Here is a 12,845-nt window from a genome sequence, read left to right as displayed (position 1 = left end):
TCGGGGTTGCTTGCAAACCCGACCTCTTGACTCCCTATGCCCGGCAACACCCTAGGTACTCTCTTTACCGTCACCAATTTCGGCGAATCCCACGGGCCGGCCATCGGTTGCGTCGTGGACGGCTGTCCTCCGGGACTGTCGCTGGACGCTGCCGACATCCAGCTCGAACTGGACCGCCGCCGTCCTGGCACGTCCCGCCACGTGACGCAGCGCCAGGAAGCCGATCAGGTGGAAATCCTGTCTGGCGTATACGAGGGAGTGACGACGGGCACGCCTATCGGCCTGCTCATCCGCAACACGGATGCGCGCAGCAAGGATTACTCGAACATCGCCGATACCTTCCGTCCGGGCCATGCCGACTACGCCTACTGGCGCAAGTTCGGGGTGCGCGACCCGCGCGGAGGCGGCCGCTCGTCGGCGCGCCTGACGGCGCCGACGGTAGCGGCGGGTGCCATCGCCAAGAAGTGGCTGGCAGAGCAATACGGTGTCAAGGTGCGCGGCTACATGAGTCAGCTTGGCCCCATCGCGATTCCCTTCGTTTCCTGGGACGAGGTCCCCAATAATCCGTTCTACGCGCCCAACGCCGAGGTCGTGCCGGAACTGGAAGCCTACATGGACCAACTGCGCCGCGACGGCGATTCGGTGGGCGCCCGGATCGAGGTCGTGGCCGAGAACCTTCCCGCGGGCTGGGGTGAACCGATCTATGATCGCCTGGACGCCGACATTGCCCACGTGATGATGGGTTTGAATGCCGTCAAGGGCGTGTCGATCGGCGCGGGCTTCGACAGCATCGCCCAGCGAGGCTCGGAGCATGGCGACGAAATTACGCCGGACGGCTTCCTGACCAATAACGCTGGCGGGGTGCTGGGTGGCATTTCCACCGGTCAGCCAGTCACCGTGTCGCTGGCCATCAAGCCGACCTCCAGCATCCGGGTCGAGCGCCGCTCCGTGAATCGCGCCAACGATCCGGTCATGGTGCAGACCCTGGGACGCCACGATCCTTGCGTCGGCATCCGCGCCACACCCATCGCCGAAGCAATGCTGGCGCTGGTCCTGATCGACCATGCCTTGCGCCACCGCGGTCAGTGCGGCGATCCGGTAGTCTGATACGCTGTCGTTCTTCGAATCGACTGGGAGGTCCGCCATGAACCGGAAACGTCATCTGCTGCGCAATGCGGGCGCTGCGCTCGCGCTGGCGGCCCTGGCGGGCTGCACCGGCATGAACACCACGCAGTCGGGCGCCATCGGCGTCAACCGGACCCAGTACATGTCCAGCATGGTGCCTTCGCAGGCGCTGGAGCAGGAAGCCACTCAGCAGTACGCCGACATACTCAAGCAGGCGCAGGCCAAGGGCCTGCTGGACCGTGACGCCCAACAGGTTGCGCGGGTCCGCACCATTTCGCAGCGGCTGATCGCGCAGGCGGGAATCTTCCGGCCTGACGCCGCCAGCTGGAAATGGGAGGTGCACGTGCTGTCCAGCAACGAGATCAACGCCTGGTGCATGCCAGGCGGCAAGATCGCCGTCTACACGGGGCTGCTGGGCAAGATCAAACCTACGGACGATGAGTTGGCGGCGGTGCTGGGCCACGAGATTTCGCACGCCTTGCGCGAGCATGCGCGCGAGCGCGTATCCCAGCAGATGGCCACCAACCTGGGGCTGTCGGTGTTGGCTATCGCCACCGGGTCTTCCGCGGCGTCTGACCTGGGCGGGCAGTTCACCAGCGTCATGTTTACGCTGCCCAATAGCCGCACCCATGAAACCGAAGCTGACCGCATGGGCGTGGAGTTGGCCGCCAGGGCGGGCTACGACCCGCGCGCCGCCGTGACGCTGTGGCAGAAGATGGGCGCCGCCGATCAGGGCAGCGCCCCGCCGGAAATCCTGTCTACCCACCCGTCGGCCGCATCGCGCATCAGCGATCTGCAGGCCGCGGCGCAGCAGGTGCTGCCGCTTTACGAACAGTCCAAGGGCAAAGCCTCCCGTTGAAGCCGCTGCGGCGGCCGCAGTGGCTGTGGTGGCTAGCCTTCCGGCCGTCCTATGCCGCGGCCGTTTTGACGCCTGGACCGCGCATGATGCCTATGCCCAGCTTGGCCAGAATGCGCTGCGTTTCGGCGTCGGGTACGTCTTCGGCATAGACCGCGATCTTCAAATTGCGTGCGGTTTCCAGCACCGAAGCCGTCAACTGCTGGCTGCCGGGGCTTTGGGACATGCCGCCGACGAAGCCGCCGCCCAGTTTTACGTATGACAAGGGCAGGGTGTGCAGTTGCGCAACCGCGCCGAACTGCTGGGCCAGGCGGCGCACACCGATATGCGCGCCGAACTCCGAGGCGACCCGGGCCAGCGTCGCGATCTGCTCGTGGCATTCCACCAGGCCGTGCGCGTCGATTTCCAGGTACAGGCGGGGCGCCAGCGGCCGGTGTTCGGTCAGCAGCAGAGCCAACTGGCGGAAGAACTTCTGGCCTCGCAAGGAGGGCAGTGCCACCCGCACGGCGAGCTCGCCGGTGTTGGCCGCCAGCCAATCCAGCCCCAGGCTCACAGCCTCCAGGTCGCAATCGGCCACCAGGTCCAGGCGCACCGCCGGCGGAATGAACAGCGTGGCGGGAATCGGCACCTGATCGGCGGCAGTGCGCATCATCAGCATCGCCTCGGTGCGGACGATGCTGCCATCGGTGGCTTGGAGGTTTTCCGTGGCCAACTCGAAACGGCGCTCTTCCAGGGCGGATTGGATTGCGTCCTTCCAGGCGCGTTCACCCGATTCCGAAGGCGACTGCATGTCGGTCGCACCCGCGATCACCACCTGGTCGTTGCCAGCGCTTTCCGCCCGCATCAAGCCGAAGTCCAGGCGCGCGAGCACCGGGCCGGCCTGGCTGCCGTGGCCATAGTCGGTCATGGCCTGCGCCCAACGGCACAAATGGCCTTCACCCACAGGGATACGCGAAGCGTGCAGGTCTGCGCGTACCTGCTCTGCCACCATCATGGCCTGGGGAGCGGCGCAGCCGGGCAGCAGCAAGGCGAAATCCGAGCCGTTCAGGCGGGCCAGCAGGGGCGAGGCCACATGCATGCTCTTGAGGGTGCCGCGGATGCGCTCGCAGGCCGCGCGCAACCATTGGTCGATGAACTCCCGCGGCATGTGGCGGTTCAGGTCCGCCAGGTCGCGCTGGCGGAACACCAGCACATGGCCGCCGTCGATGCTGCGTCCAGTCGCGATGGCATGGGTCTCCAGCGCGCGGCGGAACTCGTTGACGAAGTACTTGCGGTTGGGCAGTCCGGTGACCGGATCCTGGTTCAGCTCCAGTTCCAGTGATTCGATCTTGGCGTTCTGCTCTTCAACGCTGGCATGGATGCGTTCACGGGTTTGATTCAGGGCCTGCACCACCCCGGACAGTTCAGGCACGCGCGCTTCGACCTGCTCGGTCGGCGATTCCTGGCCGATGCTGCGCACGTGGTCGCTGATTTCGCGCAGCAGGCGATTCTTGATCCAGCCCACCAGCATGAAGGCGAACACGGCCCACAGGATGCCGGCGCCCACCACCAGGGCGATCATCTTGAGGCTGCTGCGCCACAGGGCCTCCCAGGCATAGGCGTCGTTCGCGATCAGGGTGACTTCGCCAATCTGACGCCAGCCGTCGCTGACGGCATGGCTGGCCGATTGCGTGGTCAGCGGGGCCAGCGCCTGGAACCAGGCGGGAACCGACGCTGCCGTGGCCGTGGATTTCCGTTCGATCAGGACCTTGCCTTCCGGATCGGCCAGGCGTACCAGCGAGAAGTGTCCACCGTCGTACAGCGCCGATACCAGCAGCTCCTGCACGACCGGATCATTGTTCGCGGGCTGCGAGAGCGATAACGCCAGCGACACGGCGGCGTCGGTACTCTGCACCTGCAGTTGGCCTGACAGGTACTCCCTGGCGGAGTTCACGCTGAGCGCCAGCGTGCCCAGCAGGATGACGCCGATGGCAAGGGTAACGCTGAGCAATAGCTGTCGAAGTATGGACATAGTCTTATTTCCGGACATCAGGGGCGCACGCCTTCCCGTTCCATGCGTTGAAGTAGATCACGCCAGCGGCTGAGACGGTCAACCGGCGCGGCGGGTTTGCCGTCCACATAGACGCCGTCGGCATTGAAACTGAATACCGGCGTCAGGTCGCGACGCTGCGTGGCGGGCAAAATGGTCGAGATCAGGTTGTCCAGCACCAGCGGCACGGCGTTGGGAGTTTCGTAATAGCCCAGCACCATGTGGGCGATCTGGGCGCTGCTTGCGGCGCCGCCGATCCGTGCGCGGACGTAGATGAAGCGGAGCTTGTTCGCCGGTACGCCCAGCGCCAACAGCGTGAAGTACTTGCCGATGACGTAGTCTTCACAGTCGCCGGCGCCTCTGCCCAGCGATTCTAACGGCGTGGCCCAATAATCGGCCTGCTTCCATATGGTGATGTCCTCGCCGGACATCAGGGAGCGGTTCCAGAAATCGTTCGCCTGTGTCAGCGCGCCTTTTTCCTGGGCTGGGGCGGGGCTGCGCATCAGCTGCAACCATTCTGATACCGCTTTCGAGCCCTTCGCGCCATAGCGGCTGGCCGACAGGCTTTGCAGCCGGTCGGCATTTACTTCCAGGGCGGAACTTCCGCCCCAGCCGCAAGCCAGGCATAGCAAAGCCAATCGGCACAGATTCAGCGTGCGGCGGAAACGGCGGGACGATGGCATGAAACGGATTTTCACATTTTTCCGGGCATCTTAGATGCGCCCTGGGAAAAAATGCGTCATGCGGAGGCGGGAACGCGGTTGTGGACGTTCCCGTGAACAGCTGTTCAGCCGTGGTCGACGATCAGCTTACCCTTCTCCAGCAGATCGTTGATGATGGCCTGATTGCTCATGAACTGGCCGTAGTCATCGTGGGTGAGGTCGACGTCCGTTATCACGATCTTCTGATCCGCACCCTGGGCGTCCAGCTTGCCCTGGGTATTGATGTCGATGACCGTATTGATGCCTTCCTTGCGGAAGTTCAGGTAGTTGCTCAGGGAGCCGTCATTCTCGCCGACCAGCAGTCCCTGCAGATCCAGGATGTCGCCGCCATCGGCCGGCTTCAGGGTCGAGAAGTCTACGATCCAATCCTCGGCCGGGGTGTCTATGGTGCCCTGGTCGTTGAGTACCCACTTGAACGTGTCACTCTCATTGCTGTCGGGCACGGAGTCGCCGGCCAGGATGTCATTGCCCATGCCGCCGATCAGGACATCATTGCCAGCTCCGCCTTCCAGGCGGTCGTACTCCGTGCCTCCCGACAGCATGTCGTTGCCATCGTCACCTTCCAGCTGGTCCGAGCCACCTTGGCCGTAGAGAATATCGTCGCCTCGACCGCCACGCAGCCAGTCGTGGCTGCCGCGCGTGTCACCCTGCACGTCGAGTGTTTCGTGATTCTCCGAGATGAACTTGTGCAGGTCGGCGTCGGTGGGCTGCGAGCCGTTCTTCAGCAGCAGGAACTGCTTGAGTGCAAACAGGCCGGATCCGTCGAGTAGATTGGCGGGCTTGGCGGGGTTGCCGTCGATACCCCAGGGCAATCGATCCGTGTTGATCGCATCTGCGAACAGGATATCCGAGCCGTCATTGCCGATGAGCAGGTCGTTGTCCAGCGGAGCCAGCACATGGTTCGGTCTGCTTCCGGCTTCGGCTTCCCGACCTCGCGGATCGATCAGCCAGCCAGCAGGATCTGGGGGAGGAGGGGGGAGTCCCAGCACGCCTCCTTGGTCGCCCAGCATTACGTCGTTGCCGTCACTGCCCTCTTTCCCTGTGTAGGTCTGCCAGCTACCGTCGCCGTTGTCGCCGACGATGAAATCGCCCACATTCAGCTTGAACGTGTGCTGATGCGACGTGTCTTGCCCGCCGTTGGCGGTACCGCCGGTGTCCTTGATTCGGAAGTCGAAGGACGAAGCGTTGCCGTTGCCGTAGTTGGCAGCACCCGCATGGAATACCAGCTTGCCGTTGGCCAGATCCTCCGCACTGATTTCTTGCCCCAGTTTGATCGCTTTGCCGTTCAGGAGCAGCGTGCCGTCTAAGGGTTGCGAGTCGATGATTAGCGACTTCATCGAATGGCCTTCCCCAGGATCGGAGAATGGAAAGTCATTCAGGTCGAACGTGTAGCGACCGCCAGCCGCGACGTTGCCGGAGGTGTCTTGCGCTATCGGGGCGTCGTTGACGGAAAGAGCTCCAATGTCCAAGGTGGATGAGGTCGTGACCGTGCCGTCCGTCACGGTATACGTGATCTGCGGGACGTTCCCGTTCCAGTTGGCGTCCGGTGTGAACACATAGTTGCCGTCGGCTTGGACCAGGATTGAACCTACGCCTTCTACATATGCGGTGATGCCGACGGAGTACGTTGTGCCGTTGAGGGTGAAGGTTGTGACAGCAAGCGCATCGCTGTCGACATCGAACGCTCCGATGAGTACGTTGCCGGAGGCCGCGTGGTCCTCCAACACCTGGTTGCCGTGTATCTGGAGAACTGGTGCGTCGTTGGCGCCCGTGATTTCGACTGTCAAGACAGCCGTGCTAGTACCGACCTCGCCGTCGGACACAGTGTAGGTGATCGAACTGTAGTTTTTTTCGCCGACGCCGAGGTGTTGAAAGGCGGAGCCTGGGTCGAAGCTGTAGGAGCCGTCGGCGTTCAGCGTGAACGTGCCGCCGTGGGAGCCTGCGATGGCGACGCCCACGTTTGCTGTGTTGCCGTTGACGTGCGATACGGCAAGGGTGTCGCCGTCTGGATCACGGTCGTTTGCCAGCACGCCGTTTCGAGCGCTGACGTCGAGGGGGGAGTCTTCGCTGGCAGCGCCCGAGTCGTCGGCTGCGATGGGCGCGGGGTTGGCGATAGCCCAGTTGAACTTTTGCGAGCTGGTTGCGCCTGAGGGATCGGTGGCGGTAACGGTGATGTTGTAGACGCCGATCCTTCCGCCTTGCGAGGCCGAAGGATCGATGTTGCCAGTAATGATGCCAGTGCGCGGGTCTATGCTCAGGCCGGGCGGCAAGCCCGTTGAAGTGTAGGTGAGCTTGTCACTGGCGTCTGGATCCGAGAAGTGGCCGGAGACGTCGTAGCTCACGTTCGTGTGTGCATCCACGCTGGAGGTGTCGGAAATGGCGGTGGATACCGGGCCGTCGTTGGTGCCGGTGATCAGCACCACGACGGTCGCCGTAGAGGTGGCGCCGCGGGAATCCATGATGGTGTAGGACACGGTGCTGGTCACGGTTTCGCCCGCCGCCAGGTGGTCGTAATCGCCGCCGGGCGTGAAGACGTAGCTGCCATCAGGCAGCACGGTGAATGTGCCGCCATTGCTGCCTTCAACCGCGACGCCGCCCGAGGTCAAGGGGCGGCCGCCCACCGACGTGATCACCAGAGGATCGTTGTCGGGATCCGAGTCGTTGGAGAGCAGGTTGCCGCGCACCAGACTGTTTTGATCGCCTTGGCCAGCGTCGTCCCGTGCGTCGGGCGCGCGGTTGACATTGACCAGTGGAGGCGCCTCGTCTTCGTCGACGGCGGAGCCGGTACTGCTGGAAACGCGTGGCATGACATCGGCACGATGGCCGGGATTGGAATAGGCCAAGTCCAACGGGATGGTGGTTTCAAGAAGGCGGGCCAGACGTACGAAGCTGCTGCCGCCGTCGCCACCGCCGCCGGCCAAGGCGGCAGCGGTGGGATCGAGTTCATCGAACAGGTCGCGGCCGTCGTGCAGGGCCGCCAACAGACGGTCGGAGTCGGTACCCGAGGGCGAGGCCACTGCAGCTTCGGACGGGTCGTCCAACGTGGCGGTCATCTCGTTGGTCAGCGCTACCATGCGGCCTTCACCGATGACTAGCGGTAAACCTTTTTCAACCTGAAGAGAAACCGTGGCGCCCGAGGCGGTGACGACGTCGCTGCCGGCAGGGATTTTGCTGCCTAGATGCAGTTCGGTCAGAGATCCATCGCCATGGCGCAGCCACGCGCGACCGGAGATTTCGTTGACGATTGCGGGAGAGGTATCGGCCATGTTGGTTCCCTTTCCAGGGTGTTATCCAAGATGGCCAGATACTAGATGGCGTTGCCAGAGCTAGATACTGGCAACACTGATAGTGCCAAGCAGCAACGTTGCTGCTAGGGAAAAACTTGCCAAGCCGGGAAGGCCGTTGCGGGCCTTCCCGGGGCTTGCTGCTTAGTTGTGGTCGACGTTCAGCTTACTCTTCAGGAGCAGATCGTTGATGATGGCCTGGTTGCTCATGGCCTGACCGTTGGCGTCGTGAGTCAGGTCGACGTTCTCCAGCACGATCTTCTGATCCGCGCCCTGGGTGGCGAGCTTGCCCTGGGTATTGATCTCGATCAGCGTGTTGTTGGAGTTGGCCGGATCCTGCTTGAAGTTCAGGTACTGCGACAGGTTGCCGTCCTTCTCGCCCACGAGCAGGTCCTTCAGGTCCAGCACATCCCCGCCGTCGGCGACCGAGGCCTTCGAGAAGTCCTTGATCGTGTCGATCGCAGGCTGCGCCGTGGTGCCCTGGTCGCCAAGCTGCCACTTGAACGTGTCGCTGCCGCCGTCACCCCACATGGTGTCGTTGCCCTTGCCGCCGACCAGGATGTCGTTGCCGGCGCCGCCGTGGAGCTCGTCGTTGCCGGTTCCGCCATAGAGCTTGTCGTTGCCGTCATCACCCCACAGGACATCGTTGCCGCCCTGGCCGTAGATGATGTCGTCGCCCTTGCCGCCGTGCAATTCGTCATTGCCGCCACGCGTGTCGCCAGCCGCATCGAACTGACCCGGATTCTGCTTGATGAACTCGTATATCCGTTCGTTCGTCGGGGCGACGCCGTCCACCGCCTTGAGGTAGTCCTTCAGCGAGTCGAGACCGCCACCATTGTGGGATCCCGCGGGATTGCCGGCCCACGCCAGGTGGTCGGTGTTGATCGCGTCACCGAAGATGATGTCGTTGCCGTCGCCACCGTAGACGGTGTCGTGGCCGACTTCAGCCGGATTGCTCGTGCTGCTGCCTCCCTTGAGCGCGGCCGCCAGGTCGTTGGCGGTGTTGACGATGTCAATGCAGCCAGTCTTGCCAGAGACGGCTGTCCATTCAATTGGGGTTCCCCAAAAGTTCCACTTCGTGGGAAAACTGATCTGGCCGTCGCCAGCGCTGTCTGTATTGTCGAAGAAGCGCAGGATGTTGCCGTCGATGCCAGTCCCGATACCGATGCCGTGGACCTTGCTGGTGCCACTCAGGGCTTTGAAGGCGTCGACGGATTCCTTCATGGTGTTGTAGTCGGTATCGTTACCCGGTCCGTCCACCCCCTTCTTGTCGTTGTAGTAGTACTGTGTCGGGTTTCCGTCGGTCAGGAAGAACGTCAGATTCTCGAACTTCGTACCGCTGGAATTTGCTTTGCCCTGATCGGCGAACCACTTCACGGTCGCGTTGAAGGCGGCTTCGTAGTTGGTCCCCGCAGTGTTACCCGTCGCGATAGTCAGATCGTTGATCGCCTTGATCAACTGGCTCAGATTGTCCTTCGTGAGGTTGTTGATCGTGATCGGATCTTGAGCATGGGTTGCGAAGCCGATCAGCGATACATTGACGACGCCGTCGTGGTGCTCGAGATCGTTGGCGAGCTTGACCAGCGCGTCCTTGACCAGCTGCATGCGGTTGACACCGGAACCCGATTGCGCGGACATGCTGCCCGAACGGTCCACCACCAGCGCGATGTTGTAGTTCGTGCCGGGGTTGACGGTCGTGACGTAGCCGCCCTGGTCCGCCAGGATGATGTCATCGCCCGACCCGCCGTTCAGCGGCGGCTTGCCGCCGCTGCCGCTGTCGTCATTGCTGTTGGTCACCAGGTGATCGGCGGAGATGACGAACTTGTGCTCGGTCGAGGTGTCGTTGCCGCCATTCGCCGTGCCGCCATTGTCCTTCACTTGGAAATTGAAGGAGCTGTCCTGCTTGTCGGCGCCCGGAGTGAACTTCAGCAGGCCTTGTTCGATGGCCGACTTCGGAATCTCCATGCCGGCCGTGACCGGCTTGCCGTTATAGGTCATCGTGCCGCTGGTGGGCGGTTGGGTGATGATGACGCTTTGCAAGCTGTTGCCTTCCGCTCCATCGTCGAAGCGGAAATCGTTCAACGAGAAGACGTACTGGTTATCGCCAGCTTCCAGGTTCGCGGAACCGTCCACGGTCGTGGGCGCGTCGTTGACACCATTGATGGTGATGGTGATGGTGCTGGTGGCCGAGCCGTCGGCGGAGGCGACCGTGTAGGTCTCGACGATGCTTTCGCCCGCCTTGAGGAACTGGATCGCGGCGTTGTTGACGTTGTAGGTGTAGGTGCCATCGGCTTTCATTACGATGACGCCCAGCGCTCCGCCCGCATGCGTGCTGCTGGCGAGCTTGAGGGTGTCGGTGTTGAAGGTCGACTGGCCGGCATCGGGATCCGTGATCGTGACCGCGCCCTTGACGGTGAGATTTCCGCCCGTGACGTTCACATCTTCCGTGACCGACCGGAAGTCGTTGGTCATCACCGGCACGTCATTGGTGCCGTTGATCGTGATGGTGATGGTCGTGGTGCTGAAGTCGCCGTCGGAATCGCGGATGGTGTACGAGAACACGTCCGAGAGCTTGTCGCCTTGCCCCAGTGCATTGACGCGCGGATCGCTGTTGTTCAGGGTGTAGGTATAGGTGCCATCGGCGTGGATGGTGATCTTGCCGTACACGCCGTTGACCTCGGCGTTGACGTTGCCTTCGATCGCCTTGTTCGGGTTGGCCGAACCCTTGGCCACGCCGACCACGGTGGTCACGTCGGCGCCCACGGCGTCCGCACCGGTGCCGGTGATGACGTTGCCCGTGGCTTCCAAGACCTTGTCTTCCGTCACGCTGGCCGTGTCCGGCTTTGCCTCGGGCGCGGTGTCGGTGATCTGGATGGTCAGCTTGCCGCTGCTGCCGTGGCCGCCAGCATTCTTGGCGGTCACGGTGAAGTCGTCATGCACACTGTCCTTGCCGTTCGAGTGATCCTGGGATTTCCCCTTCTCGGTATAGGTGTAAGTGAGCTTGCCGGTAGCCGGATCGTAGCCGGTGATCTTCAGCGTGCCCTTGCCCGTGGTCAGGCTGACGGGGTTGGCATTCGTCGCCTTGGTGACGTCCACGCCGTTTACGTCGACGCTCACGATGCCCAACGCTGCGGAGATCTGCATCGTTCCCGTAACGGTGTCGCCAGTGGCTTCCGCGACCTTGTTCGTCGCGTTCGTAACGGCGGACTCCGCGGTGGAGGTCACGTTGAAATGCGTGTTCACCTTGTCGCCGTCGCCATCCGTTCCGGTAACGCCAACCGTGAAGTCCATCGGGCCGGCGGGAACGCTTTCCGTATAGGAGCCGGTCGTGAGGAAGGACATTTTGACGCCGCTGCCCGCGGTGACCTCGATGCTATCGAATTGAGAGAACGAGGGGGTGCCCTGGCTCAACATCTCCTTCGTGATGTGGATGGCGCCAGTCGTATTGTTCACGGGTACGGTGATGACCTTGGAAACGCCATCGCTCCATATCGTGACATTGAGCGTGCCGCTTCCCTTGACTTCCGCGACATTCAGCGTGAAATCCGAGAGGGCTTTCTTGAAGTCCATGCGGAAGCTTTCGCCCGAGTCGAAGGAGGTGTTGCCGATCCCGAACGAATTTCCGCTGCCGAACGTGTTGGCGTTGAACGTCTTTCCGCCGCCGGCGCTCAGCGTGGCATAGCCGAGGTCATAGGTGGATTGGGGGTTGTTGCTGATCGAGGAGGCCAAGTCGATCGACGCGGTCGTCCCGGGCCGGGCTTCGTGCTGGGTGACGGTATAGCCGCCCTCCGGATTCAGGGTCACCGTGAAGATCTTGGTCCCGTTGGGCGAGAAGATGTCGACCGAAGACTTGTTGAGCGCGCTGGTCGTCCAGTTCTGCGGCAGCTGACCGACAGACGACACAACCAGCGTGGCGCCCACGGCGTCGGCGCCCGTATGGAACTCCAGAGTGCCGGTGGCGCTGGTAGCGGCATTCTCCATCACCGTATTGGTGACGGCGCCGAATTCCGGACTGTCATCTTCGATATTGATCGTGATGGTGCCGTTGCTGGTGGCGTGGCCATCGTTGACCTGCACGCCGATGCCCAGCTGGAGCACATCCTCGACCGAGTTCGTCGGGTGATCCACTTGGCCCGACAGGGTTACGGTGTAGCCGCCCGCGTCGGTCATCGTGACGGTGATGACGGGGTTTCCGTGGAAGTCCTTGCCGACCAGGGTATGGCCATTGTCCGACAAGGTCCAGACGACAGGTTTCCCTTGCGAGGTCAGGGCGTTGTCCGCCGGCTTGACCAAGGTGACGGTATGGGTGTCCTTCACATCCAAATCGGAGATGGTCAGGTTGCCGGAGTAGGTGACGGCGTTCGTCGTATCGGTGGTGCCCGTGTTGTCCGGTATGCCGTGCGGCAGGCCTTCTTCGGACAGGTTGATGCTGGCGCTGCTGATGGAGGGCAGGTCGTTGGTGCCGGTGATGGTAATCGTCAGCACGGCTTCGCTGATGTCGCCATCGGCGTCGGTGATGGTGTAGCGGATGGTCTCGGTCAGCAATTGGCCGGCCTGCAGCCCCTGGACAGCCTGCAGGCTGTTGTTGAGCTGATAGGACCAGGTACCGTCGCCATTGTCCACCAGCGTGCCGTACTTGGCGTCGGCGGTGTTGATGACGGTCGTGACCGCATCGGCGCCGAGCGTGTCGTTGGTCAGCAGGTTGCCGGTGAGCGGGGTGCTCGTGTCTTCGGTGATGCCAGCCGTGTCGTCGTTGGCGACCGGGGCGGTGTCGATGATCTGGATGACCAGGTCGTTGCTGGTGGACACGCCGGCCACGTCGGTGACGG

6 protein-coding genes are annotated in these 12,845 nt (G+C 62.7%); 2 read left to right on the top strand and 4 right to left on the bottom strand.

Annotated features, from left to right (window positions below):
* Nucleotides 1-36: 36 nt before the first annotated feature.
* Nucleotides 37-1,107 carry a chorismate synthase gene (aroC, locus tag IPU70_RS24170; protein ID WP_013392871.1) on the top strand — a complete coding sequence of 357 codons (1,071 nt, stop codon included), beginning with the start codon at nucleotides 37-39 and terminating at the stop codon, nucleotides 1,105-1,107.
* Between the two features lie 37 nt (nucleotides 1,108-1,144).
* Nucleotides 1,145-1,984, top strand: coding sequence for a M48 family metallopeptidase (locus IPU70_RS24165; protein ID WP_013392872.1), 840 nt, complete (start codon nucleotides 1,145-1,147; stop codon nucleotides 1,982-1,984).
* 49 nt (nucleotides 1,985-2,033) lie between these two features.
* Here the strand turns inward: IPU70_RS24165 and IPU70_RS24160 are convergent, their stop codons facing one another.
* The 4 genes from IPU70_RS24160 to IPU70_RS24145 form a co-directional block, all read right to left on the bottom strand.
* Entirely contained in the window at nucleotides 2,034-3,992 is a 1,959-nt protein-coding gene (locus tag IPU70_RS24160; protein WP_207471168.1) for a LapD/MoxY N-terminal periplasmic domain-containing protein, read from the bottom strand.
* A 17-nt stretch (nucleotides 3,993-4,009) separates the two neighbouring features.
* Nucleotides 4,010-4,693, bottom strand: coding sequence for a transglutaminase-like cysteine peptidase (locus IPU70_RS24155; RefSeq protein ID WP_207471166.1), 684 nt, complete (start codon nucleotides 4,691-4,693; stop codon nucleotides 4,010-4,012).
* A 104-nt stretch (nucleotides 4,694-4,797) separates the two neighbouring features.
* Nucleotides 4,798-7,998: a retention module-containing protein gene (locus IPU70_RS24150; protein ID WP_207471164.1), complete on the bottom strand. Its 3,201-nt coding sequence runs from the start codon at nucleotides 7,996-7,998 to the stop codon at nucleotides 4,798-4,800.
* A gap of 162 nt (nucleotides 7,999-8,160) precedes the next feature.
* Nucleotides 8,161-12,845: VCBS domain-containing protein (locus IPU70_RS24145; protein WP_207471155.1), on the bottom strand; the 4,685-nt coding region annotated here is incomplete at its 5' end.

Source organism: Achromobacter sp. SD115 (assembly GCF_017355315.1).
In the GTDB taxonomy this organism is placed as follows: domain Bacteria; phylum Pseudomonadota; class Gammaproteobacteria; order Burkholderiales; family Burkholderiaceae_B; genus Achromobacter; species Achromobacter xylosoxidans_B.
Note: the sequence above shows the minus strand (reverse complement) of the source record. Positions and strands in the feature narration are given on the sequence as shown.